Origin of the sequence: Belnapia moabensis DSM 16746, from assembly GCF_000745835.1 — a bacterium.
Lineage (GTDB): Bacteria > Pseudomonadota > Alphaproteobacteria > Acetobacterales > Acetobacteraceae > Belnapia > Belnapia moabensis.
Window position 1 is genome coordinate 26,082 of the sequence record NZ_JQKB01000024.1, and the last position, 23,653, is coordinate 49,734.

Genomic DNA, 23,653 nt, shown 5'->3' on the forward strand with positions numbered 1-23,653 from the left:
GAGCAGGACAGTCGAACCGCAACCAAAGGGCCTGTTCATGGCGCCAATACTCGATCCCGACGATAGCGCTTGCCGCGGCATCCGCCTGCGCGACCTGCGTGTCACCCTGGCGGTCATGCAAACCGGCAGCTGGAGCCGCGCTGCCGATGCGCTTGGCATCACCCAGTCCGCCGTATCGCACCACGTCTCCGACCTGGAGCGCGCTGTGGGTCAGCCTCTGCTGGAGCGCGGCCAGGGCGGCGCGACATTGACGCGGGTCGGCGATCAATTCCTGCCACTCGCCGCTGAGGCGCTCGACCTGCTGGATCAGTCACTGCGCGAAGCCACGTCTGTCGGCGATCCAGGCTCCGGCGAGGTGCGGATTGGCGCGTCCGGTCCCTATATCGCCGGCGGTTTCCTGGCGGCGGCCATCCAGCGGGCACAGCAATACCACCCGCAACTCACTGTCCTCGTCGAGGAGGCAGACACCGGCGCGCTCGATTTCAGGGGGCTGCGCGAGCGGCGGCTCGACGTGGTTCTCGGTCGCATGTCGGCCTTGGATGCCTGCGCGGACATCCAGGCAGAGGTGCTGTTCAGCGAACCGATCCTGGTGGCGACCGGAGCCCAAAGCTTTTGGGCAAGGCTACCGGCCGTGACCTTGCGGGACCTGATGTCAGCGCGTTGGCTTCTGGGGCCACCCGACACGGCCATCCGCGCGCTGGTGGTCGAGGCATTCCAAGCCGAAGGGCTGGAGCCACCCAGAGCCGCAGTGAGCACGCACAACATGGAGCTGCGCATGCAGCTGCTGGCGCGAAGCGACTATGTCACCTCGCTGCCGGCCTCGCTGCTGCGAGCGAACGGCGAACGCTGGGGCCTGCGGGCACTACCCATCACACTCCAACGGCCCGTGCCCGCGTGATGGCCACTTTGCGCCGCCGACGGCTGATCGCGGCCGTGCAGCTCTTTCTCAATCACCTTCGCGCTGTGACAGCAGAACTCAACGGCGCAGCAGACAACCAGCCGGGCTGATCAGGCGAGCCGGGTTCACTGGATCGCCTCAACCCGCTGCAGACTGCCGATCATGGACGTGTTGAGCAGCCAGGCGGACGCCCGGACTGGATCGGACGCCGCCTCGGTCAGCCGTGCCTGGAAAGCCCGCTGCGCCTCAGGGTCCGTCGCTTCCAACCTTTGTATGTTGGCGATGGTCTGCTGCTGGACGTGTTCCACAGCCACCCCACGCCGTCACCAGTCATAGGGGTCAAGCGGTGCTTCGAGCGCCTCGCAATGTCACACCGCGGCGAGCTTCGAAGCCAGGTCGCAGGCGTCGTGCACGCTACCGTTCAGCCCTATGCCGCCGGTCACATCGCGTCCTGCTTCAGCAGGACCGGCTGGTGGCTGGTCCCAACACCACCATCGCGGCGCAAGGTAGCGCCGCAGTGGCGACCGATGCATGACCGCTCGTCGAGCGGCCCCGGGGTCGGCACCACCGGGGACAGGGTTGTCTCGGCCATTGGCGTTGCAGACCACGCCACCGTGGGGTCGAACCAAGAATGGCGCCATGCCCGCTCGCCGCTGCGGCGGGCGGCATGCTCAGGATCCGCCTTGCGCCATCCCGGTGATCAGCTCCCAATCGGAGCACCGCCCCGACGCTGTCACAGGACCATTGGGCCTCGCGTGCAGGCTTAAGGGTGGCAATCCGACGGAGCCGGTCCGGCCTGTGCCAGGCTGATGTTACTCAGCGAGCAGCCGGCCACGAGTTGCCACCACGCGGCTGACCGCGCAGATGTCGACGCCGCGGATTTCGGCCTCGCCGCCGCCACTCCACACGACCCTGAAGTCATAGGCGCCGCCGGCGCCCGGCCGGAAGCTGGCCTTGCGGCCCGCCGTCAGGACATTGTCACCCAGCCTGTCGCGTCCCCAATTGCTGTTGGACGACGGATTAAAATACAGCTCGTCGATCTGGACGCCGGAGTTGTTGACCACCTCGATTGAGGTATCGCAGGACTGGCCGGCGGCTTGAGTGGCTGTGAGCGCCGCGAGGGCGGCCAGCAGTGGCAGCGACAGGGCAAGACGGCGCAGCATGACAATCTCCGCAACATCACAGCAGGACAATTCCCGCTGCATCACCCGTGTGAGTAATGCCAGAACCGTTTCGAAGAGGTTAAGCATTGGCGGAACAGGCCGGGCTGCACTGAAGACTGTGCGGCGCTCCGTGGCACCAGGTCACCCAAGGGTGGTGGTTGGCCCATACTCCGCGTGCAGGCTGCGGACCGCGATGCGGTTCTGCTCACAGCCGATGCCGTGTCGCCTCGCCCTGCTTCGACGGTGTCTGCGTTGACGGCCGGACGAGGCGGCCCTGTCCCTGTCACGGGGTGGAGGACTGCGCTCGGCCCATGCAGCCCAGGGAGGAACGCCTAAACTAGGACCTGGCATTCCCGTCCGGATAGCAGGTGGACGAGGATCGATGTCGCGTCGGGTGCGGCGCTGCATGGCTGCGCTGTTGGCGGACTGGGCCATGGCCAGCACCACCAACAGCGGCGTCGGGGCGGCTGCACCGGCGGAGCGAGATCATCGCTCCCGCCAGGGTCAGAACGGCAGGATGCGCTCCAGGACCTGCTGGCCCCAATGCGGTCGTTGGACGTCGCTCGAGATCCCGCGCCCTCCATAGATGATGCGGGCTTCCGCGATTTTCTCCGAGTCAATCCGGTTGTTGTACTGGATGTCCTCTGGCCTGATCAGGCCGCGCAGCTGCAACTCGCGCAGCTCATCATTCACCCGGATTTCTTGCGAACCGGCAATCTCCAGATTGCCGCTAGGCAGCCGCCGGATCACGGTTGCGGCGACCTGCAGCTTGATCTTTTCCGCCCGGTTGATTTGTCCCTGTCCATTGGACGTGCTGCCGCCGCCCACATCCACCAGAGGCGCTGCGGCGCCACCGACGGTGCGAACCAGGCGGGACAGCATGCCTTGCGCACCAAACAAGCCAGAGATGGTTTGATTCTGCGAGCTGGTCCGCTGCAGCTGGGTCTGGTTATCAAACGACACGCTGTGATCAATCTCGATTTCCACGGTCAGCAGGTCGCCCACCGCACGGGCGCGCTGGTCGCGGAAGAAGCTCCGGGCGCCGGGACGCCAGAGCGACCCCGCCATCATCGGCTCCAGCGGCTCTTCCCGGGGACGGTAGGCCACCGCCATGGGGCTTTCCGTAGGGACGGTGGGCGGAATCGCCCGCAACTGGCCCGGCGCCGACATATCGGGCGGCTTCTGGATATGACCGAAGGTGTCGCAGGCACCGAGGCTGAGTAGGCCGGCCGTCAAACACAGGCGCAGGAAAGGTGCCGAGGATACGGTCATTCGATGGGGCTGCCGTGGTTAGGAGTTGCGGCGGATGGGCGCATCACTCAGGGCGCCGCCGTGATTTCGGCGGTTCCTTCGGCAACCACGATGGCGCGGAACGTCCGTCCGCTATTGGGATTGCTGATGCGGATCTCGGCACCGGCTGCTCCATTCTCCAGCGCGCGGCCCTGCAACTCCAAGGTCATCCCGGCAGACTTCCAGAACACCCGCACGGGTTGGCTGGCCCGCACCAGATCACGCTCGCCAATGTCGCGCTCGTGCAACGCCATGCCAGCCGCCAGGCGGCGCTTGACTTCCAGCCCTATGATGGGGCGCTCTGCATCCAGCATGGTGAAGCGGTCGCGCGCCGGCGGCACCTCGACCGCCCGCACGTCATCACTGCGCAGCGTGTCGCCCGGCATCAACGGGCGCGCGGTATGCCACACCTCCCGCGCCGCCGCAGAGGACAGCAGCACGGCTATCATCAGGGGCGCCGCCGCCCAGGCCAGGATGCGCATCGGTTTGGCCTATCGGATGTTGTTGGCGGTCTGCAGCATCTGATCCGATGCTTCGATCACCTTGGAGTTCATCTCATAGGCACGCTGCGCCTGGATCAGCTGGGTGATCTCCTGCACAACATTGACGTTGGAGCCCTCGAGATAGCCCTGTCGTACACGGCCAAAGCCGGGATCCGTGGCCAAGCCGCGGGTGGGCTGGCCCGAGGCGGCGCTCTCAAGAAACTTGTTGCCGCCCGTCGCCTCCAGGCCGGCCTCGTTTTCGAACAGGTACAGGTTGAGACGGCCGGCCGTCTGCTGCGTGCCGGTGGCCGTCGTGACGATCACCTCACCAGCCTGGTTGATGGTCACGTCGCGCACATTGGCCGCCACCGTGGTCGCCGGCTCCACGGGGTAGCCCTCGGTGGTGACCAGCTGACCCTGCGGCGACAGCTTGAAGCTGCCGTCACGGGTATAGGCGATTGAGCTGTCCGGCAGCAGCACGCCGAAATAGCCGCGCCCTTCGATGGCCAGGTCGAAGCGGTTCTCGGTCTGCGTCAGCGTGCCCTGCAAGGTCACCCGGTTGACGCCCGAATTCCGCGTGCCCAGGCCGACCTGGGTCCCGACCGGCAGCACCGTTCCCGCTTCAGAGGAGGACGAGCCCACCCGCTCCGAGGATTGATACAGGAGATCCTGGAACTCCGCGCGGCGGCGCGAAAAGGCGGTGGTCGAGACGTTGGCAATGTTGTTGGCAATGACCTCGACATTGGTCTGCTGGGCCTGCATGCCGGTGGCCGCGATGCTCATGGCTCGCATGATGAGAATCCTTTGTTGCGATGTTAGTTGGGACGCCCCAGCGCCTCGATCATGCGGCGCAAGCGGCTGTCATCATCGGACATGATCTTCTGCATCCGCTCATAGCTGCGCTGCAGATCCGTCAGATTGGTGATCTCACCCACCGCGTGCACCGAGGAGGCCTCCAAGGCGCCCTGGGCAATTCGGGTGCTGCGCGCCTGGGGGTCGACCGGCCGCAGCTCGGCTTGCGGGATCTCATACAGCCCATCGCCGGCTTTGCGGACCGCCCGCGGCTCATTGGCGCGGAACAGGCCGAGACGGGCCACCTGCTGGGGTAGCCGATCGATGGTGGCAATGATGCTGCCATCAGCGCGGATCTCCAGCGCCGTGGAGCGTTCCGGCATCAGGATGCGGTTGCCCCCGTCATCCAGAACAGGCCGCCCGCTGCTGTCGACCAGGGTGCGATCAGCGCCGATCCGCAGCCGGCCATCCCGGCTATAGCCCCGACCGGCATTGCCCGGGCGCTCGATGGCGAAGAAGCCTTCGCCATTGATGGCCGCATCAAGCGGGTTGCCTGTGGTCTCGATGGCGCCCTGGCCCACATCGACATAAGTCGCGCGATCCTGGACAAAAGCGACCTGCCGGCCCGGCACGGCCAGCGGCGACACGAAAGACTGAAACAGCATCCGGTCGCGGCGGAACCCGGCCGTGTTCATATTGGCGATGTTGTTGGCGGTGGCTTCCAGCTGCCGCTGCAAGGCCACTTGGCCCGACAGGCCAATGATTCCAGGTCCGTCCACAGCTAGGTCCTCTCGGTATCAGCGTTCAGCCGGGGATTGCAGCAGGCTTTCGATCAGCTTGGCCCGCTCGAGGGCCGACCGGAGCTGACCGATCGCCGGCCGCGCGGCCGTCGCCGCGACGGCGGTGCCCGCCGTGAGCTGCAACAGCGCCGTGGTGTTCCCATCCGCGGGCGTCAGCAGGGGCGCCGGCACAGCCGGGGGGCGCTGCTGGGCCAAGGCCATGGCGCTGGCATAGCGGGTCGTGGCCTCCGCCCGCCGCGGGGCGTCCAGCGCCGGATCGCGCAACACATCGCCATAGGCGGCGGCGGCGTCGGTCCAGGCCCGGGCGGTATACAGATGCGTGGCGCGATGCAGCAGATCCGCGGTGCCACTGAGGCCTTTCAGCTCGTTGGCCGCCTCCAGCAGACGACCCAGGCGCGCCAGGGATAGGGCGGCGACGCGCTTCACGTCGTCCGAGGGCGGCAGCTGCCGCAGCAGCGCCAGCGCGCGCTGCGGGTCGCCTTGAGCCGCACTGGCCTCGGCTCGCGCCAGGAGCAGCTTCGCCGCAGGCGTTTGGGCGGTGACCGGCGCCAGCTGTCGGACGGTGTCCAGGGCCGCCTCGGCCAGGCCCTGATCCAGCATCAGCCGCGCCGCACCAAGGCGAATGTCGTCGCCGCGCTCGCCGGGCGTGGCATAGCCTTCAAACTGCCAGAACAGGGCGAGCCGATCCGATGGGGCGGGCAGGGGGGCACCCTTGGCATCCACCAGCAGCAGTCGCAGGATCTGCGCCGCCAGATTGGTCCCTCGGCTCACGGCACCCGGCCGGGTATTGGCCTGGCTTGCCCCATCAGCCGCCACGAGCGCCTCGGCCAATTCGCCGCGCTCGAGGAACAGATGGGCCAGCAGAACCGCGGCTTCTTCCCCCAGCGCGTCGTTGCGATAGGTCCGGACAAAGTCGACCAAACTCGCCTCCGCGCGTTCGCCCTCGAGGCCTGGCTGCGCGGCCTGCAGGGCCGCGAGCCGGGCCGTGGCGAACAGGCTGGGCGGCAACCGGCCGGCATTGGCGGCGCGGCGCAGATAAAGCAGCTCGCCCTCGCGGTTGTTCTCGGCCCCGGCGATCCGAGCCTGCAACCAGTTGCGGGCCGCCGCCTCGGCGGGAGTCGCCTCCGTGGTACGGATGGGGGCCAGGAGGTTGCGCAGCGCTTCAGGGTCGTCGCCCATGGCATCGGCCAGGGTGAAGGTCATGGCAAAGCGGAGCCGTTCCGGGACGGCGCGCAGCGCCTCGCGGGCGCGCGGCGCTAGCCGCGTGACGGTGGCGGCATCGCCATTGGCAGCCGCATTCAGCGCCCGCCACAGGCCGATATCATCGCGCTCGCAATCCGCGGTTTCCGCCAGCAATGGGGAGCTGCCGTCCACCGGCAGGCGCTGCAGCAGACGGGCGACGTCGCGCACCCGGGACAGCCGGGCACGCAGATCCTGCGCCATGTCATCCGGCAAGGGCGCGGACAGGGCGGCGAGCGCCTCATGCGCGAAGATATGGGCCACCTGGAACTCGGTCAGCGCCGCCAGCTCGGCGGGTGCCTCATGCGAGCGCGCGAGGGCGCGCCGGAGCGCGGCCAAGCGGTCGCCGAAGGCCACGCCATCGGCCTCCCCCATCCAGTCCTTCATGTCAAACGGCGCCGCACAGCGCGGGCGCACCGGCGGCGTGCTGGTGGGCACGGCGGCCGGGCTGGACGGTGTGGCGCCAGGCTGCGGGCGCCCGCTGAGGGCTGCCAGCTGGGCCGTCAGGTGGTCCCGCAGCTGCGCTGCCTCATCCACGGCCGGGGCCCCGGAGGCCGCCGGCGGCGTCCCAGGCCGGCGTGCGGCCGCCACCGTCGCTGGGGCGGCGGGAGGCGCAGCAGGGGCGGCCGCCAGCATTGCAGCCGCCTGATCCCGCGTCATCAGCCCCGCCCGGACCGCCTCATCCAGCAGCCGGCGGCGCAGCGCCGCGGTTTCGGCCGCCCGCGCAGCCTCCCGCGCCGCGGGCCGCGCCGCTCCGCGCGCCGCAGCGGCGCCGGGTGCGCTGGTCGCCGCCGCGGTCGCTGTGGACGCGGGGGCGAAATCCAGCCAGAGCATGCCCGAGCCGGAGGCTACCTCGATGCGGCAGTCGCAGGCGAGCTGCAGCAGCAGCACCGTATCAGCACCCTGGCGCTGCGCCTGCACGGACACCAGGTTTGGCAGCGGACGCAGTCCCGCCAGGTTCAAGTCGTACACACCCTGCAGCTGCAACTCGATGCCATTGGCGGTTTTTCGCATTTGATGGGGCGGAATCCGGCCGAGATGCAGCACGACGCGGCCATGGGTGGCGTGCTGCCCGGTGCGCACCCGGATCGCGCCCTGCGATGCGGCAGGGGCAGGGAATGCGGTGGCGCCAGCGGCTGCCGCCGGTCCGGGCGGCACCACGGCGGCGGGCGTCGGCTGGGCCCAGCTGGCCGGCGCCAGGCTCAGCCAGGGCAGGGCGGTGGTCAGAAGGAGGGTGCTGCGGCGCATGCTCAAGTCTCCTCGCCACCGCCATCGGATTTGGTTCGGCTGGCCTCGCGCAGCTGCGTTTCCATGTCGTTGTAGCTGGGTTGCAAGGCGCTCGGGATGCCCTGCCGACCCACCTCGACGCAGATTTGCGGCGACAGATTTTCGAGATAGCTGGTGAAGACCGCACGGGCGACGTCGAACAGGCGCCGCTCTTCCTCGCGGATCGCCTTGACCCGCGCCGCCATGGGACCCACCAGCCCATAGGACAGAAAGACGCCGAGGAAGGTTCCCACCAGGGCCGAGCCAATCATGCCGCCCAGCACTTCGGGCGGCTCGGTGATGGAGCCCATGGCCTTGATGACGCCGAGCACCGCCGCAACAATCCCCAGCGCCGGAAAGGCATCCGCCACGGTCTGCAGCGCCTTGGCCGGCTTCATGTCCTCGTGGAACTTCTTCTCGATGGTGCTTTCCATCATTTCGCCGACCCGATGCGGGTCTTTGTTATTGAGCGAAATGGTGCGGAAGGTGTCGCACAGCAGCGCGCAGAGCGGCGCATCGCGCAGAATATTGGGGTAGCGGCTGAAAATGGCGGAGTCTTCGGGCTTCTCGATATGCCGCTCGAGCTTCGCGGCGCCCTCTTTTTGGTGCACCCGCATCAACAGAAACGTCAGGCACAGCAGGTCGCCGTAATCGCCGCGCTTCCACCGCGGCCCTTTGAAGACAACGCCGAATGCCTTCATCACCTTGGCGACGCCGGCGCCGTCATTCGCAATCAGCAGGGTCATGAAGCCGCCGCCCGCGATCACCACGAGCTCGCCGCCCAGGGCATGCAAAATCACGCCCATCTGGCCGCCCGTGGCGTAGTAGCCGCCGAACACGGCGGCGACCACACCGGCAATGCCAAGCAATTGGATCATGCGGAAGCGCCGTCCTTGCGTCTGCTAAGGGTTAGTTTCGGTTGACAAGGACCTAAGTGGACCGTAGGTGCCTCATAGCATTTCGCACAACAAACGCATAGACTGTTTTTCGCATAACCCTTGTCCCTGGAGACCCCCGGCCTTGCCACTCCCCATTCTCCCCCTCTCCTCCGCCGATCTCGCGGCCGGACAGTCGGCCTTGGAGCGCCTTGCGGGTGGCGCAGCCGGGGCGACCCGCCAACTGGCGGCCCGGGCCGGCAGCACCGGCGGCCAGGTGCTGGGCGCACTGCGCACCGCGGCGTCGGCGACCGGCGTCAATTTCGAAGTGTTGGCGACCAAGGCTGCCATGGAGAGTGGCTTCCGCCCCACCGCGCAGGCCTCGACCTCTTCCGCGCGTGGCCTGTTCCAGTTCATCGACCAGACCTGGTTGGATATGGTGCAGCGCCATGGCGCCGAGCACGGTCTCGGCGCCGAAGCCGCGGCCATCCGGCCCGTCGGGGGCGGCCGACTTTCAGTGGCGGATCCGGCCGAGCGCAGCCGCATCCTGGCTCTCCGGGACAATCCGGAACTGTCGGCCCGGCTGGCTGGGGAGTATTTGAAAGAGGTGTCTGACAAGCTGACCCCGGTGCTGGGCCGGCGCCCGGACGCAGCCGAACTGTATATGGGGCATTTTCTCGGCACCGGCGGCGCCACCCAGATGCTGCGCCATCTGGGCAGCGATCCGGGACGTGCCGCCGCCGAGATCTTGCCGGCGGCCGCCGCCGCCAACCCCAGCATGTTCAAGGGCGCCGATGGTCGCCCCCTGACAGTGGCCCAGTTCGCCGACCGGATCCGCGAACGTCTGAATAAAACCTATGCTGAGCTGGGCTTGAGCCCGCCAGACGGCGCCATGACCTTCCAGCCCAATACCCCGGCCGTCATGGGTCAGGAACCTGGCTTGTGGAATAGCTCTACGCCAGTTCGCACGGCCCATGCCCCCGAACGCGCCATGGTGTCGGCCTTGGTGGAGGTATTTTCCCGTATGGGCCGCGTGACCATTGGCCAGGGGGCGCGTGGTGCTGAGGAGGCCAAGCCCAACACCGGTCATGGCTCCGGCACAGCTTTGCCGGCTGCCGTGGTGGCCGCGATGCGGGACCGGTAGGCGGATCGCGCCGGCGCCATCTGAACCCAGCGGGGTAGGGGGCGTATCCCTGCGGCAGGTCCGAGCGAAGCGGCGTAGCTCTTCAGCGACGCTTCGTGCAGTCTGGTTCCTGGTCTGAGCGGGCGGTTCACCGCCGAACGAGGCTCTCATCTCGGGGCTGTGACACCATAAGGCGAGATTCTTCGGCATCTACACTGTGGTTTGGTTGTGAGATGCCAAGGAGGGTTCGGATGCGCTGGCCTTGGATGGTGATGCTGGTCGGACTCGCGGGCGTCGCCGGTAGCGCCTGGTCACAGCGCGGGCCGCAACACCTGCCGCCGATCCCACTGGAGCGCTTGGGTCCTGACAGCTTTGATGCGCGAAGCTTTGACGGTCTCGCTCGCCGCGCCGGACCCCGGCCATTGGAACCGCTGTCGCCGGATCGCGCGCCACTGCCAGGAGGCTCGGCCAGATCGCCCGCAGGCTCCGAGAGCCTGTCCTACCCCTATGCAGCCCCTCCCTATGCTGCACCGCCGCCCTGGCGAGGCGCCGAAGGGTATGCTGGGGCAGTGCCCTACTGGGGTAGCCCACACCCGGGGGCCATTCCACAGGTGCCGGGGGGTTGGGCCGGCGGCGGGGTGCCGCCGCCCTTTCCCCTCCTGCTCCCCGAATGGATGCCCCCGCCGCAGGGCGAGGGGCCGGCGGAACGCAGGCCTGCCCCTGAACGGCGGCCCATGTTCAGCCAGGGTTGGACCAGAGACGGTTTTGGCGGCCAGCGCTGAGCTGCACCAGCAACCGCGCCCATGATTCAGCGGTGTTCCGGCCGACCTGTCCAGCCCGCGGTTGGGCAGCATCGCCATGGCCAGCCAGCCGCGCAATGCGGATCCCTGCCACCGCCCCCGCATCCCACGATGTGGCTCGGATAGCCCCGCTCGCTCGGAAGACAGGATCGATCCTCGCCTGTGTCGTCGCCCCTCCAGCCGGGAGCCCGGGCGGAGCAGCGAAGCAGCAATCGCACCCTCGCAGTGCCCTGCAACGGCCTTCCCACCGCCAGCAGCGAGCGGCGCGCACGGCCGGCGCCGTGCTTCGACAGCCTGACCTGGCTTTGCCCGCTCGGTACGCGGCATGGCGGTCCACCCTACGCACGGCCACGTCGCGCCTTCGCCGGCATTCGCAATAATCTCTCAGGCCTGGGCACTCGATCCATGCCTCAGTCCGGGACATCCCTGTTCCTTGGAATGCTCCACTCCGCCGTGGATATGGATCCTCCCATTCCAACTCATTCACGGGGGATACGCGCCAGAGGCGGCACGGGCCGGTATCGATGCCGCCATCGTGCGGTATGCTTCAGACTGGTGAGATTGGGACGCCCCGATCCCAACTCCCCCGGATCGACCGCTTATACTCGGTCCCGAACCACACCGCCTGTGTGCAGGTTTCCGGAAAGGGCAGGGGGGCTGGCGGTTCGGCTGCCAGTTAAGCGTGGTGACAATCCCCATCCGGGCAGCCTCGCGGTTCTTCGGACCGGCTTCCAAACAGGTCCCAAACGGAAGCTTCGGTGTGGGGACTGACCGCCGCAACCCAAGCTTGCCGCAGCCGCACGCCTGCCCGACGCCCATGGCGCGCCTCCAGGATGCAAAACCCGATGCGCAGGCAGCAACCCCACCACTCTGAGGCACTCGCGTCATTCCTTTCGCGCTCAAGTTGAGGCCAATTGTTGGCCAAGCCAGACGTTTCGCTGTGCCGTCGCGGTGGCCGCTTGGCCTCCGTGGGGCGTGACGACTCTGCCGGCTTGCAAGTCACGTATTCCACTCACCGCAGTTAGGACTGGCGCGGATGCTGTCGTTTCTCCGGACATCCCAACGACCGCGCCGTGTTGGGCGACTCATCGCTCCGCAATTTGTCTGCCTGTCCCCACCCCCATCGCTGGTCGCCACCGAGACACCGCCAGAGCCTGGCTACGCCATGTGGCAGGCGTCCTTCGAGACGTTCAGCCAGGGCTCCTCGCCTCTCAGCGAGAGCACGCGTCACAAGGTGACCATCACGCGCTGCGCTACGGCGACCGCACAGGCTGCCGATAGCTTCGACGTGCATGTCGATTGCGCGCCTGAGGCCCAGGATAGCGACCAAATGCGGGTCATGGCAGGCGAGGCGCACCATCGAGGCGGCTATCGTGGCTTGGATTTCGCCAGCGCCGCACGGCAAGGATTGCAGTTGACTCATGACGCGGTCGCCGGCACCCAAAGCTGGCAGCCCAGCTTCGTATCCGACTTCTGGCGTATGGATAATACCTGGCTGCATCTGCACATCGCCCGCTTCAGTATCGCCCGCCCGGATTGCCCATCGGCGCGCGCTGATGGCGCCACCCACGATGTGTGGATTCGGCGGTGGCGATCCCCCACCACACGGCACGGGTACCTCGGCAGCGCGGCGGTGTATGCCGAGATCGAACTGCGCGCCATTCTCGACGATGGCCCACCGCAGCGACACCGCCTGACCCGGGCCCTGCAGGATGAGGATGCTGAAGCTGGGCTGCGGGCGCTGACCCAAGAGGCGTTGCAGCTTGTGTTGAGCGACGGAGACGAGCTGCAGCAGTCCGAGGCCAGCGATCCATTCAAACCCATGCGTCAGGGCAGCACGACGGAGCTGCAACACGCCCATCGCGCAGCCCGGCTGCGCGTTCTCTAGCCGGCGATGGCCCGACTGGCCGAGTGAAGGAAGACAGCACCATGGCACGCTTTGTGGGCCCGCATTTTGTGACCATCGAGGGCGACCCCGACGGCGGTGGATGGATCCGCCGCGGTTGTGCCTTTACCACCATGGCGCCGGGTTGGCGGCAGGATCGGACCGGAGCGACCCACTTCCATTCCTGTACCGTGCTCAAGGCCAGCCCATCCCCAGTTCGGCATGAGGCTTTGGCCTGGCGGACCGAGAGCTTGGCGCTCGGCCGTGGGTTTGAGGACATCATACTCGGTGCGCAAGGCGGTGTGGCTGCCGCGGAAGCCATGACGGTGGCGGGCGGCACCGAGACGGGCCTCCCATCGGCCATCATCGCGGCGCTCAGCGCGGCCTACCAGCCCCTGAGCGCGGAGCTCGACCCGCATGGTGAGCCCTTGTTGGGCACGGTCTATGTGGCGCCTGCCTTTGTCGAGATCCGCCGCGAACCGGGTCTGCCACGCGTCTGGGCCTGCGACTTCCTGAGCCAGGAGCACCGTCAGGCCACGGATGGCCCGACCTGGACGCATCTCCAATCCTGCTTGATCCGCGAACGCCCCGGTCATGCCCGGCACGGCTTTCTCTGCGAGGTCGAGAGCCTGCCTCCGGCGCTCGTCATGCAGCGCCTCCGCGCGGATTCGGAAACGCTGCCGGAGGCCAACAGCCAGGCCGGATACCGGGCGCTCCGCTGGAGCTGCGATAACTTGCAGAGTGCCATTGCCGAATGTCTCCGGACGGCGCTGGCCGAACCCGAAACCAACGCAACCAGGCCGTAGGGACCGCCGCACGCGCGGCACCGCCGGTGCTGCGACTTGCGATATCCCTCCGACCTCACCCTCTGGTAGAAGAATAAGCCAGTTGAACTGCCCAGAGCGCAAGCTGCGCCGGCGGCATTCAGCCTGGCGCTGGCCGCCACTGGTCTGCCGCCGGCCAGCCCTCAGAGTTCGGAGTTTGCCATGTCGCCCACCATTCCGCTGCTAATGGCCATCCTGGCCCTCCTCGGATGCACGCGTGTGACCTATCTGGATGTCACCGAAGCCCATTACCGGCCAGATCCGGCCTTTGGTGGCCGACGCGTCGCCTTCGCGCCCTATCCGCCCCCCTATGCGCCGCCGCCGACCATCCTGGTCGAACCGGCCGCGGTGCTGGTGGTGCCGGCACCGCCGGCTGTCCCGCCCGCCGTCCTGCTACCGCTCGACCTGACATCGCCGCGCCTGCCGCAGCCCCCGGTCCGGGTCGAGCCCCTGCCGCCGATCGCCCAGCCCCCGGTCATACGTCGGTAAGGGTAACGCCGCGACCCACCCGGCCGCTGTGGAGCCGGCTGCGGGGCTGGCGCCCGAGCCGGCCTCGCACTGGCCAGGGTTCAGATAAACGACAACTCGGCGTGCAAGGCACCCGCCGCGCGCAGCGCGTTCAGCACCGAAATCAGATCCCGCGGCGCCAAACCCAGGGCATTTAGGCCGTCCACCAAGCTCTGCAGGGTATTGGCCCGTGGCAGGGTGGCCAGCCGTCGTCCGCGCTGGTCGTCCACCTCCACCTGGGTCCGGGGAACCACCACCGTCTCGCCATTGGAAAAGGCGCCAGGCTGGCTCACGACCGGTGTTTCGGTGATGCGGATGACGAGGTTGCCATGGGTGATGGCCACCGGCTCAATCCGCACCTGGGCCCCGACCACGATGGTTCCGGTGCGCTCATCAACCACCACCCGAGCCGGGGTGTCCGGACGGACCTGCAGCGATTCCATCTGGGCCACCAGCGCCGGCAGGTGATCTCGCAGCGACGGCGGCACCTGGAGTTCGACCGTGGCCAGATCCAGCGCCTTGGCTGAACTCGGGCCAAACCGGGCATTGAGCACCTCCTCAATCCGGATGGCGGTGGTGAAATCCGGCGCACGCAGCGCTAGGCGGATGCTGCTCTGATTGCGCTGCGACTGCTGCACCTCGCGTTCCACAATTCCACCCCCCGGCACGCGGCCGGTCGTGGTCACGCCGCTGGTGATCGACTGGGCCTGGCCTGCGGCGGCAAAGCCGCCCACCACCACGGGACCCTGGGCGACGGCATAGGCTTCGCCATCAGCGCCCATAAGGGGCGTCGCAATCAGGGTGCCGCCATTGAGGCTGCGGGCGTCACCCAGGGAGGAGACCATCACATCGAGGGGCGTCCCTTGGCGGGCAAAGGCCGGCAAGGTCGCAATGACCATGACGGCGGCGGTGTTGCGCGTTTGCAGCCGCTGATCCGCGACATTGACGCCCATCCGCTCGAGCATGGCGGTGAGGCTCTGCTGCGTGAAGGGCACATTGCGCAGCTGGTCGCCGGTGCTCTGCAAGCCAATCACCAGCCCATAGCCGACCAGCTGGTTGTTGCGCACCCCTTCGATCGTGACAATGTCCTTGAGGCGCACCTGCGCTATCGCCGTGCCAGGCGCTACAATGCAAGCAGCCGCGGCGAAGCACGTCGCCGCGGCGAGCGTACGGGCCCAATGAGGCGCCATGCTGATCTCCTCAGGCCCGGTAGCGCAGGCCGATATCCGCGAGGACATCATGCGGCATCGCCTGGGGGTCTAGCCCGATGAGACCACGCAGCCCGTGCAAGGCTTGAGCATGCGCCGCTTCGAGTGCCAAGCAGCTCGCAGCAGGATCGCCACTGGCAGCAGAGTTGGCAATCTGACTGCGAACTGTGGCGGCATTGACCCACATCAGGGCGGCGGCTCGCCGCGCCTTCGGCGTCGCCAGCATGAAACCCGTGGCACAGTCCTCAAGTGCGCAGCCCAGAGCTTCGGCCATGGCGCTGTAGGTTGCGATATCCTCCGCCTCAAGGGCAATCGGGATATAGGCCTCAGCGGAGGCTGAGGTCATGAGACCAGTGTCAGTCACGTCGGATTCTCCGTGTGAGAACTCAAAAACCCTGCTGATAAGAATGATCGGCGGGGCCGCCCTTACCGCAGATAGTTCACTAGGCTCAGATCAGACAGCTTGGCCGTAATCGAATAGGTGGCCTTGAGCTGGATCTCGAGCGAGCTAATGCGATCTGAGGCAGTATAGTAATCGACCCCTTCGAGCGTGTTGATCTGGGCGGTGGCCGCGGTTACCGCCTTGTCCTGAATATCGGACACCGACTCCAGCCGCTGCTGCTTGACGCCAAGCTCACCAGCGACCGTAGTCAGAAGCGACTGTGCCTTGCCCAGCAAGCTATTCGCCTTCTCGAGCACGAGGGCCTTGGCATCCTCATCCAGCATATCCACGCCAGTCGCAGTCTTGGCGTCGAGAAGTGACATCAGCGACAATGCCTGGAAGGCCTCTTTGAAACCCGGATTGTCGCCGCGGACGTCATAGTTCAGCGTCTCGCCCGCGCCAATGCGGATTTGCGATGGCGCACCGCCAGTCTTGCTGCTCGATGTATAGAACAAATTCTCATAGGACAGGGCGGGAGGGGGGCCGACCGTGACATTGAAGAGATCGTTCATGCCCGTCAGCAGCGCAGGCACATCCGTTTCGTCGAGCGGCAGGCCCGCATTGCTGGCATCAAGCACCGCGCGGATACCAGCCAATCCAACACTGCTCGGCAGCATTGGAGCTTTGCCGCTATCGGTGCCCGCGAACACCGCTTCGCCATCCACCTGCGTATTGAGCAGAGTCGCCAGGGAGGCGATGGTGTCACGCGCCTGGGTAGCGACGATCGCTTGTGAACCAGGGGGGCTGATATTCACCGCTTGCAACCCAACAGTCGCCATACTGCCAAGCAGCTTGCCGGTGGAACTCAGCGCAGTCTGCATGGTCTCGAGGCGCTGCCCGGCCATGGTGCCCACGCTGCGGATCGCGTCGCCCTGCTGAACGTCGGTGTACAGCTTGTAAAGGACGGACACACCTACACCGAGTTCCCTCGACGGATCCGCTTTCTTCCCCGAGGACACCTCAGAGGTCAATGTAGCGAGTTCGCCTTGCAGGTTTTGCAGCGTGAGCTGACGGCCTAAGGCGACACCGAGCGATGTGATGCGGTTAAACATGGGGTATCTCCTCGACCAGACTCAGCGCGCGTTCAGCGTGTTCAGTGTGTCCAGCATCTTAGCGGCTGCCTGGATCACTTGGGCGGAGGCGCTGTAGGTCTGCTGCACCAGCAGCAGGCGCTGCATTTCCTCGTCGACATTGACGCCGGTCTTGTTGGAGAGATCCTGCCCGGCCTGCGTCGCCAGCCGGGTCCGGGTGTCCGCGCGGACCAGCCAGCCACTATTGTCACTCTGAATGCGCCCCAGTGACTGCGCGGCGGCGTTGGCAATCGTGAGCTGGCCCGGCAGTCCCGTTGAGGTGCCATAGGCTTGGTTCTGGTCCATGGCGTTGAGAGCGGCCAGGATGATGCTGTTGTCAGACGCATTCCCTGGTGTGGCGTCGTCATTCGCGCCATCGCGGATCCGTCGCGGCTCATTGCCAGGCTGGTTCGGATCAACTTTCGGGTTGAGCGCCAGGGTTCGGGCAAAGCCGTTATACGTCGCGGGGTCGGCCAGGTTGACCACCACAAAGCTGGGCGCACCAACATTAGTGGCGCCAACCCTGGTAAACAGGCCGGCCAGTTTTGCCCCGCTGCCATCAACGGCCGCAACCCTGGCAATCGGGTCAGCGGTTTGGAAGCCGGTGGCCAGATTGGCCGCCATCTGGTCCAGCATATCACCGTATTGCGGCAGTTCCTTGTCGCGGAGTTGCAGGCCCGCGGCAATCGATCCTGTCTGCGTGCTGCGCAGGACGGCACCGTCGACCATCACCGCGGAAAGGCCACCGCTGGGCCCGCTTGCTGGTATCAGCGCACTATGCGTGAAGGTCAGACGATGGACAGTGCCGGTGTCCAGCAGTGTCGTGCCCTGGTCGGTCCGTAGGATCAACTGGCCTGGCCCGTTGCCAAAAACCCTGACCGGCACATTGGCAGCGATACTGTCAATCAGGGTGGCCCGCCGATCTTCGAATTCGGCCGTCGACTCGCCGCGGGCTGCCGCACGCGCATAATCTCGTTCAACCCGGGCGAGCTCGTCCAGCGCGGTATTGACGGCGTCGACATCCTGCGCGACGCCCAGATCGGCGTTGATACGGGCGTCGGAAACGGCGCGATCGAGGATGTGGAACGTATCGACCAGGCCGGATGCCGCTGAGATCGCCTGGGTCTGGGTGACGGCATCAGCGGGCGTGCTGGACAGGCTGGTCATGGCAGCCTGAAACTTGCCCAGCATCGACGACAGCGAGCGCGGGTCCGAAGGTTGGCCAGCGATGCGGGTCAGGGCCCCCAGGATGTCGGTCATGCGGGTGCCATAGGCCTTGTCGCCATTGGCCGAGCGAGCCACGATCTCGAGCAGGCTGTCGCCAGCGCGCTGGGTGACCCCCAAAGCGACGCCGTTGCCTTCGCGGCCTGCCATGTTTTCCGAGCGCGGCAGGTCACGTCGCACATAGCCGGGCGTGCTGGCATTGGCGATATTATTGGCGATGATCTGCGCCTGGGCCTGCTCGGCAGCCAGCGACGACAGGGCATTCAACAGGGCGCCTTGGATGGTCATGGTCGAAATCCTTGCAGGCGCCGAAGGCTACCTTAATTTTTCGCATAGAACGAGAGGAGCGTGTGCCTCACTCTCGTCCTAGCGATCAACGGTGGTTTCGGCGGCGACCGATCTTAACGTTTCAGCTCGTTGGCTTCCTGCAGCATCTGGTCTGCCGTGCGGATCACCGTGGCATTCGAGCTGTAAGCCCGCTGTGTTTCGATCAGATTGGTCAGCTCGGTGCCCATATCGACATTGGAGGATTCGAGGGCGTTGCCGGCGACACTGCCCGCGGCGCCCGTGCCCGGATCCAGGAGCCGCGGCGCACCGGCTGCAATCGACATCTCATAGGCGTCGCCGCGGACCGGGTTCATGCCGTCAGCATTGGCAAAGGTGGCGAGCTTCAGCTGGTAGATCGGCCGAGACTTGCCATTGGAGAAGGTCGCCATGACCCGGCCATCCTTCTCCACGCCAATGTTCTGGAGCAGGCCGAAGGCCGAGCCGTCCTTCTCGATCTTGGTTTCCGTGTACGCTCCTTCGAGCTGGCTCATGCCCGAGGCACTGTCCAGAATGCCAATCATGAGCTTCAGGGTGGGACCGGTGCTGTTGCCGGTAGGAACGGTAAAGCTGCCGTCCACCGGGTTATAGGCCGCTGCCGGTGTCGTCGCCGTCACCGTGTCGATGGTGCCGGCGTTCGGGCCGCTGGCATTAAAGGTGAGCGTCGCCTGGCCCACCCGGCGGGCCGCCGCATCAACCGCTCCCGTTCCAGTGGCAGTATCAAAGACCTCCATGGTCCATATATTGGTCGCCGGGGCTGCCGCCGATGCTGCCATGGTCGGAGTGAACTTATAGGTCAGAGTCTGTGCACCGCCGAGAGCATCGTAGTAGTCGACGCTGCTCACCTTCGGAGTGGGAGCGGTGGTATAGAATTTGGTGTCGCTGGCGGGCAGATTCGCCCAGAAGCTGATGGTTGTACTCGGCGCCGATGCGACCGTAACACTGTTGACATTGACCGTCGTCAGACTGTCAATGTTGTTGCCGCCAAGTCCATTGAGCGGTTTGCCCGCCGCGTCGAGCGGCACGCCCTGCAGGTAATAGCCGGCGGTGTTGACCAGATTACCGAACTGATCCGCGCGGAAGGAGCCCGCTCGGGTCGCCAGGTACTTGCCCGTGCTACCAGACTGCTCATTGACGACCAGAAAACCATCGCCGTTCACCGCGATATCCGTCGCATTGCCGGTGCTCTGCACCTGGCCCGCTTTGCTGATTTCCACCCGATTGTGCGAGGTGGTCCCGGCCATGGCCGAGGCGCCGCTTCCCGAGCCTTCCAGAACCAGGCTTTCGAACTGGGTGGCCACGCGCTTATAGCCAACCGTGGAGCTGTTGGCGATGTTGTTGGAAATGCCAGACAGCTTCTTGGACTGGGCATTCAAGCCAGACACGCTGGAGCGGAGAGCGTCTAGAGCGGACATTGGAGATCCTGGCGCTAGGGTTATAGGGATGGACTATACAAAAGCCGGCGCAGGCGTTCTGCAGCACCGGCGCAGGGGATGGCAGGGCGTTACCGCCGCGATGACGAGGCGCCGCTCTGAGCGGCCGATGCGTTGCGCGCAGCGGCGACCGCCTCCGAGCGCAATACGGTGATGACGATCCGGCGATTGCGGGGATCGGTCAGCTGGTCTGCGAAGAGGGGCTCGGAGGCGGCCTTGCCCTCCACCCGGAACACGCGACCAGGCAGCAAGCCGGACCGCTCCAACACCCGGCGCGAGTTGTTGGCCCGATCGGTGGACAGTTCCCAGTTGCCGTAGCTGCCGCGTCCCAGCGGCTGAGCATCGGTATGCCCCGCCACCACCACCTCATTGGGCACGCTGGCGAGGACGCTGCCGACCACACCCAGCATGCGAGAGAGACGGGGGGTTGGTTCGGCCGAGGCCGGCAGAAACATCGGCGCCCCTTCGCGGTCGAACAGCTGCAGTCGCAACCCCTCTGGCGTCATCTCCACCAGGATGCTGGACGCAAAACTGTGCAGCTCGCCCTGATCGGTTAGCATCTGCCGCTCGAACTCGGCCTTCATGGCGTCCAGCCGCTGGCGCTCGATGCGGTCGCGCGCCGCTGCGCCTGACCCATCGGCCGTTTGCGCATTGGCTTCGCGGGCGGCGGCGCCGCTATCCTCGTTTTGCGCTACCCCACCCTCGGCCGATTCCGGACTTTCTTGGCGGGACGCGCCAGCCGTCATCACCGATCGCCCGCCCTCCAGCATGCCGGTCCCCGCGGGCATATCCACCGAGTTGGAGGAGGTAAAGAATTTCGCAATGCCCTCCTTCTGCACCTCCGTGGTGCTCGAGAGCAGCCACATCACCAGAAAGAACGCCATCATCGCCGTCACGAAGTCAGCGTAGGCGATCTTCCACTGGCCACCATGCTCGTCATCATGCGCAGCATGCGCACGTTTCACGATGATCTGGCGTTTGTGCTTGTTATCGGAACTCATGCGGTCAGGACGCCAACCAAGGGTTGATCATCCTATACCCCAATCATTTTTCGCATTCAAGTGCGGCGCTCATGCTGGGCGTGCCTCAATGTCAAACATCCCTCCAGCCCCAGCCGCAGGAGCGCCGCCGCAAAACACTCGGTCACATCGAAAGCTAGCGGTTTCGGCAGGGGATGCTGGGTTTCCATCACAGCGTCGAGCCGCAGGCCTTCAAGGCGGCCGCGAATCTCAATCCGCCCGGTGACGGGAAGTCGCAGCCGCACGGCAAAGCCGCCACGATCAGGGCCGCGGCGGTCGGGCCGCCAAAACAGCTCGATCCACTCGGCCCGACCATCCACAGCCAGCAGAGGAACGCGGCGCCCGGCCCAGGCCACGCTCTCCCCCAGCGCGGCCGGGGGCTGCGGGACCGCATCCAGCAAACTGGTCAACGCAGCATCCTTGAGGCCCAGCTTGGCTGCCAGCTGGCGCAACCGCTCTCGCCCCAGCCATCGCCGTGCATCCGGGCGCAGCACGGCCAGGGCAAAGGCCAGGACAAAAGGTCCTGACAGGCTGGGCAGCAGGCTGTCGGCACCCCGGAGGGGCAAGACCGGAGCGGCAGCGCCGGTTCGGTCGGCCGCCCGGCCTGCTGCATAGCCAGCGGCGATCTCGCGCCCCAAGCGTGACGCCATGCCGCCGCCCGGGGCCGGATCGGCTGCCATCGTGCCAACCTCACCGGGAGCGTGCGACAGCAAACGACTGGCTAACATGACCCACTCAGCCCTCGGCTTCATCCTCGTCGAGGATGAAGATCCGCCCCTCATCGGCGAGACGCTTGGCGATGGTGATGATCTCACCCTGCGCATCTTCGACGGTCTTCCGGCGCTGGGCCGGCATGCTGTCGATCTCGTCGCGCAGCATCGTCGCCGCCCGTTCCGACATACTGCCGAGGAACATGTCCCGCAGCTCCTGGCTCGCGCCGCTCAGCGCAACCTGCAGCTTGTCGGTCGGGCATTCGGCAACCAGGGTGCCGAAGGTGCTCCGATCAACCCGGACCAGATCGTCAAAGGTGAACATGATCCGGCGGATTCGCGATGCCGTTTGCGGCTCCCGCGCCTCGATATGCGTCATCAGGCGCTCGAGCAGGCTCTTGTCGGTGCGGTTCAGGATTTCCGCGACAATCTGCGAGCTATCGCGCTCATAGGAGCGGGCCAGATTGGTGATGAATTCACGCTGCAGGGTCTGCTCGATGTCGTTCAACACGTGCTTTTGGATGCTGTCCATACGCACCATGCGCAGCACGATTTCATCGACCGAAGCTTGTGGCAGCAGCGCCAGCACCCGCGCGGCATGCTGGGCCGGCAGTTTCGTCAGGACCACGGCCGCCGTCTGCGCCAATTCTGTCTTGAGATAGGTCGCCAAGACCTCCGGCGAGATATTGGCGAGCTTCTCCCACATCGTCTTGCCCTCGGGACCACGGATCTCATCCATGATCTCGTTGACCTTCTCATTGGGAAGCAGGCGCCGCAGCAGGCGCTCGGTGCTCTCCGCCGTGCCGATCACGCTACCCGTGCGGCCCACCTCACTGCGGAAGCGGGTGATGACCCGTTCCACCTGTTCGATGTCCACCTTGCCGAGCAACGACATGGAGCGGCTGACCCGGCGGATCTCCTCCTCTTCCAGGCGCGCGAAGATGCTTTGCGCTCGCTGCTCGTCCAGCGCCATGAACAACACGGCCACATCCGCCAGCGGGTCCGTCGGCCCGGCGTCACCAGATGTCGTTCGCAGATTGCGGCGTGGTTCGGGAGCCTTCATGGGCTGGGATTCCTGGCAGCGTCGAGAGGCGCGGTGGCGGGGGCAGGACAGTGCAGCAGCGGCAGCAGGATGGCTGCCAGCGCGGCACAGACCTCAGGTGGGATGGGCGCTGTCGCGGCCACACGAGCGAGTTGCTCAGGCAGATCGGCGCCCAGACTCTGGAGGCGCTGCTCGTCGGCCATGGCCTGGACCTGCAGGGCCAGCGGATCGCTCGGGCGTGCCAGGCTGGATCCTGCAGTGAGGGACAGCGCCTCCTGGGTGGCCAGCCAACGTAGGGTTCCGGCCAACCGCCGCCGACGTTGGGTGCGCGGGCCGCCCAGCGCCGTGGGTTGCACCAGGGCGGTCATAGCGAAAACCCACGCACCAGCGAGCCGGCGACCAAGGCCCAGCCGTCGATCAGCACGAAGAAAATCAGCTTGAAGGGAAGGCTGATGGCCACGGGCGACAACATCATCATGCCCATGCCCATCAGAATGGCACTGACGGCGATATCAATCGCCAGGAAGGGCAAAAACAACAAGAACCCGATCTGGAAGGCCTTGGCCAGCTCCGAGGTCAGGAACGCTGCCGCCATGATATGCAGGGGAACCTGCGACCGGCTCTCGCGGGGCAGGGGGATGGCAGAGCCGGCAGCGGGCGAGGGGCTCGCCGGTGCGGTGCGGGCGGAGGACCCTGCAGCATCGCCCGCCTCGGCACTGGGCCGCCATTGGGCGATTTCAATAAACAGGGCCAGATCGCGCTCCCGCACATTGGCCTCCATAAAGCTTCGGAACGGCCGCAGCGCCCGTTCGGCGGCCTGCTCCTCCGCAATCGCGCCATCCATCAGCGGGCGCGCCGCATCTTGCCAGACGGTCTCCAGCACGGGCGCCATCACAAAGGCCGACAGAAACAAGGACAGGCTGACGATCACCGTGTTGGGGGGCGACTGCTGCAGCCCCAGCGCAGTCCGCAACATGGAGAGCACCACCACGATGCGGGTAAAGGCTGTTGCCACGACCAAAATACCTGGTGCGATCGCCAGCAGCGTCGTCCCTACAACCAGGGCAACCAGGTTGGTCGTCAGGCTCTGTCCGCCACTGGCCGTCGCCGCGGCGCCACTGGCACCAACATTGATCGACACGCTTTGTGCCAAGGCCAGATCAGGCAGCGCCAGCAGCACGCCCATTGCGCCCAGGCCGGGGATCCACCACCGCAGAGGAAAGCTTGGCATTCTGCC

General features: G+C 66.3%; 23 protein-coding genes. 5 read left to right on the plus strand and 18 right to left on the minus strand.

Translation table 11 applies throughout. The features are described from left to right. Positions 1-37 precede the first annotated feature (37 nt). Positions 38-898: a LysR family transcriptional regulator gene (locus tag EP26_RS16175; RefSeq protein ID WP_043339936.1), complete on the plus strand. Its 861-nt coding sequence runs from the start codon at positions 38-40 to the stop codon at positions 896-898. A 125-nt stretch (positions 899-1,023) separates the two neighbouring features. On the opposite strand, the gene EP26_RS16180 is transcribed toward EP26_RS16175, so the two are convergent. The 8 genes from EP26_RS16180 to motA all read right to left on the minus strand — a co-directional run bounded on the left by EP26_RS16180 (position 1,024) and on the right by motA (position 8,808). Beyond that, on the minus strand, positions 1,024-1,212 hold the full coding sequence (locus EP26_RS16180) for a hypothetical protein (protein WP_043339938.1): 189 nt from the start codon (positions 1,210-1,212) through the stop codon (positions 1,024-1,026). Positions 1,213-1,710: 498 nt separating this feature from the next. Next, complete coding sequence (locus EP26_RS16185; RefSeq protein WP_052389263.1) at positions 1,711-2,061, minus strand: hypothetical protein; 351 nt, start codon at positions 2,059-2,061, stop codon at positions 1,711-1,713. 504 nt (positions 2,062-2,565) lie between these two features. After that, positions 2,566-3,333: a flagellar basal body L-ring protein FlgH gene (locus EP26_RS16190; RefSeq protein ID WP_043339939.1), complete on the minus strand. Its 768-nt coding sequence runs from the start codon at positions 3,331-3,333 to the stop codon at positions 2,566-2,568. A 47-nt stretch (positions 3,334-3,380) separates the two neighbouring features. Beyond that, positions 3,381-3,833 (minus strand): flagellar basal body P-ring formation chaperone FlgA, encoded by a 453-nt coding sequence (flgA, locus tag EP26_RS16195; protein WP_043339940.1) that lies wholly within the window; start codon positions 3,831-3,833, stop codon positions 3,381-3,383. 9 nt (positions 3,834-3,842) lie between these two features. Next, positions 3,843-4,625 (minus strand): flagellar basal-body rod protein FlgG, encoded by a 783-nt coding sequence (gene flgG, locus EP26_RS16200; RefSeq protein ID WP_211259456.1) that lies wholly within the window; start codon positions 4,623-4,625, stop codon positions 3,843-3,845. Between the two features lie 23 nt (positions 4,626-4,648). Continuing rightward, positions 4,649-5,404: a flagellar hook basal-body protein gene (locus tag EP26_RS16205; protein ID WP_043339942.1), complete on the minus strand. Its 756-nt coding sequence runs from the start codon at positions 5,402-5,404 to the stop codon at positions 4,649-4,651. 18 nt (positions 5,405-5,422) lie between these two features. Further along, positions 5,423-7,912 (minus strand): hypothetical protein, encoded by a 2,490-nt coding sequence (locus EP26_RS32060; protein ID WP_052389265.1) that lies wholly within the window; start codon positions 7,910-7,912, stop codon positions 5,423-5,425. Positions 7,913-7,914: 2 nt separating this feature from the next. Next, entirely contained in the window at positions 7,915-8,808 is an 894-nt protein-coding gene (motA, locus tag EP26_RS16215) for a flagellar motor stator protein MotA (RefSeq protein WP_043339943.1), read from the minus strand. A 199-nt stretch (positions 8,809-9,007) separates the two neighbouring features. Here motA and EP26_RS16220 point away from each other — a divergent pair, with 199 nt between their 5' ends. The 4 genes from EP26_RS16220 to EP26_RS16235 all read left to right on the plus strand — a co-directional run bounded on the left by EP26_RS16220 (position 9,008) and on the right by EP26_RS16235 (position 13,926). Then, a complete protein-coding gene (locus EP26_RS16220; RefSeq protein ID WP_157033577.1) occupies positions 9,008-9,949 on the plus strand; it encodes a lysozyme family protein in 942 nt (313 codons plus the stop codon). 1,944 nt (positions 9,950-11,893) lie between these two features. Continuing rightward, complete coding sequence (locus EP26_RS16225) at positions 11,894-12,616, plus strand: hypothetical protein (RefSeq protein WP_043339945.1); 723 nt, start codon at positions 11,894-11,896, stop codon at positions 12,614-12,616. Between the two features lie 41 nt (positions 12,617-12,657). Further along, entirely contained in the window at positions 12,658-13,419 is a 762-nt protein-coding gene (locus tag EP26_RS16230; RefSeq protein WP_043339946.1) for a hypothetical protein, read from the plus strand. A gap of 180 nt (positions 13,420-13,599) precedes the next feature. Then, positions 13,600-13,926 carry a hypothetical protein gene (locus EP26_RS16235; RefSeq protein WP_043339948.1) on the plus strand — a complete coding sequence of 109 codons (327 nt, stop codon included), beginning with the start codon at positions 13,600-13,602 and terminating at the stop codon, positions 13,924-13,926. Between the two features lie 80 nt (positions 13,927-14,006). Here EP26_RS16235 and EP26_RS16240 read toward each other — a convergent pair whose 3' ends face one another. The 10 genes from EP26_RS16240 to EP26_RS16290 all read right to left on the minus strand — a co-directional run bounded on the left by EP26_RS16240 (position 14,007) and on the right by EP26_RS16290 (position 23,602). Next, positions 14,007-15,044, minus strand: a complete 1,038-nt coding sequence (locus tag EP26_RS16240; RefSeq protein WP_245624422.1) for a flagellar basal body P-ring protein FlgI — start codon at positions 15,042-15,044, stop codon at positions 14,007-14,009. Positions 15,045-15,144: 100 nt separating this feature from the next. Beyond that, complete coding sequence (locus EP26_RS16245; RefSeq protein ID WP_245624423.1) at positions 15,145-15,426, minus strand: polysaccharide deacetylase; 282 nt, start codon at positions 15,424-15,426, stop codon at positions 15,145-15,147. Positions 15,427-15,578: 152 nt separating this feature from the next. Further along, positions 15,579-16,646, minus strand: coding sequence for a flagellin N-terminal helical domain-containing protein (locus EP26_RS16250; protein WP_043339951.1), 1,068 nt, complete (start codon positions 16,644-16,646; stop codon positions 15,579-15,581). Between the two features lie 21 nt (positions 16,647-16,667). Next, entirely contained in the window at positions 16,668-18,176 is a 1,509-nt protein-coding gene (gene flgK / locus EP26_RS32065; protein WP_052389267.1) for a flagellar hook-associated protein FlgK, read from the minus strand. Positions 18,177-18,289: 113 nt separating this feature from the next. Next, on the minus strand, positions 18,290-19,627 hold the full coding sequence (locus EP26_RS16265; protein ID WP_043339955.1) for a flagellar hook protein FlgE: 1,338 nt from the start codon (positions 19,625-19,627) through the stop codon (positions 18,290-18,292). 89 nt (positions 19,628-19,716) lie between these two features. Further along, positions 19,717-20,646 (minus strand): flagellar motor protein MotB, encoded by a 930-nt coding sequence (locus EP26_RS16270; RefSeq protein ID WP_043339956.1) that lies wholly within the window; start codon positions 20,644-20,646, stop codon positions 19,717-19,719. Between the two features lie 56 nt (positions 20,647-20,702). After that, a complete protein-coding gene (locus EP26_RS16275; protein ID WP_043339958.1) occupies positions 20,703-21,344 on the minus strand; it encodes a hypothetical protein in 642 nt (213 codons plus the stop codon). A gap of 55 nt (positions 21,345-21,399) precedes the next feature. Next, positions 21,400-22,437, minus strand: coding sequence for a flagellar motor switch protein FliG (locus tag EP26_RS16280; protein ID WP_052389268.1), 1,038 nt, complete (start codon positions 22,435-22,437; stop codon positions 21,400-21,402). Further along, complete coding sequence (locus EP26_RS34900; protein WP_157033578.1) at positions 22,434-22,784, minus strand: hypothetical protein; 351 nt, start codon at positions 22,782-22,784, stop codon at positions 22,434-22,436. The genes EP26_RS16280 and EP26_RS34900 overlap by 4 nt, the downstream gene beginning before the upstream one ends. Then, a complete protein-coding gene (locus EP26_RS16290) occupies positions 22,781-23,602 on the minus strand; it encodes a flagellar type III secretion system pore protein FliP (protein ID WP_052389269.1) in 822 nt (273 codons plus the stop codon). Before EP26_RS16290 ends, EP26_RS34900 begins: the two co-directional genes overlap by 4 nt. Between the last annotated feature and the right edge of the window lie 51 nt (positions 23,603-23,653).

What these genes read in the sequence shown, in the direction of transcription:
- motA (WP_043339943.1), bottom strand. Translation starts at nt 8,808, where the DNA reads ATGATCCAATTGCTTGGCATTGCCGGTGTGGTCGCCGCCGTGTTCGGC.
- EP26_RS16185 (WP_052389263.1), bottom strand. Translation starts at nt 2,061, where the DNA reads ATGCTGCGCCGTCTTGCCCTGTCGCTGCCACTGCTGGCCGCCCTCGCG.
- EP26_RS16290 (WP_052389269.1), bottom strand. Translation starts at nt 23,602, where the DNA reads ATGGGCGTGCTGCTGGCGCTGCCTGATCTGGCCTTGGCACAAAGCGTG.
- EP26_RS16265 (WP_043339955.1), bottom strand. Translation starts at nt 19,627, where the DNA reads ATGTCCGCTCTAGACGCTCTCCGCTCCAGCGTGTCTGGCTTGAATGCC.
- EP26_RS16275 (WP_043339958.1), bottom strand. Translation starts at nt 21,344, where the DNA reads ATGGCAGCCGATCCGGCCCCGGGCGGCGGCATGGCGTCACGCTTGGGG.
- EP26_RS16175 (WP_043339936.1), top strand. Translation starts at nt 38, where the DNA reads ATGGCGCCAATACTCGATCCCGACGATAGCGCTTGCCGCGGCATCCGC.
- flgA (WP_043339940.1), bottom strand. Translation starts at nt 3,833, where the DNA reads ATGCGCATCCTGGCCTGGGCGGCGGCGCCCCTGATGATAGCCGTGCTG.
- EP26_RS16250 (WP_043339951.1), bottom strand. Translation starts at nt 16,646, where the DNA reads ATGTTTAACCGCATCACATCGCTCGGTGTCGCCTTAGGCCGTCAGCTC.
- EP26_RS16280 (WP_052389268.1), bottom strand. Translation starts at nt 22,437, where the DNA reads ATGAAGGCTCCCGAACCACGCCGCAATCTGCGAACGACATCTGGTGAC.
- flgK (WP_052389267.1), bottom strand. Translation starts at nt 18,176, where the DNA reads ATGACCATCCAAGGCGCCCTGTTGAATGCCCTGTCGTCGCTGGCTGCC.
- EP26_RS16245 (WP_245624423.1), bottom strand. Translation starts at nt 15,426, where the DNA reads ATGGCCGAAGCTCTGGGCTGCGCACTTGAGGACTGTGCCACGGGTTTC.
- EP26_RS34900 (WP_157033578.1), bottom strand. Translation starts at nt 22,784, where the DNA reads ATGACCGCCCTGGTGCAACCCACGGCGCTGGGCGGCCCGCGCACCCAA.
- EP26_RS16225 (WP_043339945.1), top strand. Translation starts at nt 11,894, where the DNA reads ATGTGGCAGGCGTCCTTCGAGACGTTCAGCCAGGGCTCCTCGCCTCTC.
- EP26_RS16230 (WP_043339946.1), top strand. Translation starts at nt 12,658, where the DNA reads ATGGCACGCTTTGTGGGCCCGCATTTTGTGACCATCGAGGGCGACCCC.
- EP26_RS16235 (WP_043339948.1), top strand. Translation starts at nt 13,600, where the DNA reads ATGTCGCCCACCATTCCGCTGCTAATGGCCATCCTGGCCCTCCTCGGA.
- EP26_RS16190 (WP_043339939.1), bottom strand. Translation starts at nt 3,333, where the DNA reads ATGACCGTATCCTCGGCACCTTTCCTGCGCCTGTGTTTGACGGCCGGC.
- EP26_RS16270 (WP_043339956.1), bottom strand. Translation starts at nt 20,646, where the DNA reads ATGAGTTCCGATAACAAGCACAAACGCCAGATCATCGTGAAACGTGCG.
- EP26_RS32060 (WP_052389265.1), bottom strand. Translation starts at nt 7,912, where the DNA reads ATGCGCCGCAGCACCCTCCTTCTGACCACCGCCCTGCCCTGGCTGAGC.
- flgG (WP_211259456.1), bottom strand. Translation starts at nt 4,625, where the DNA reads ATGCGAGCCATGAGCATCGCGGCCACCGGCATGCAGGCCCAGCAGACC.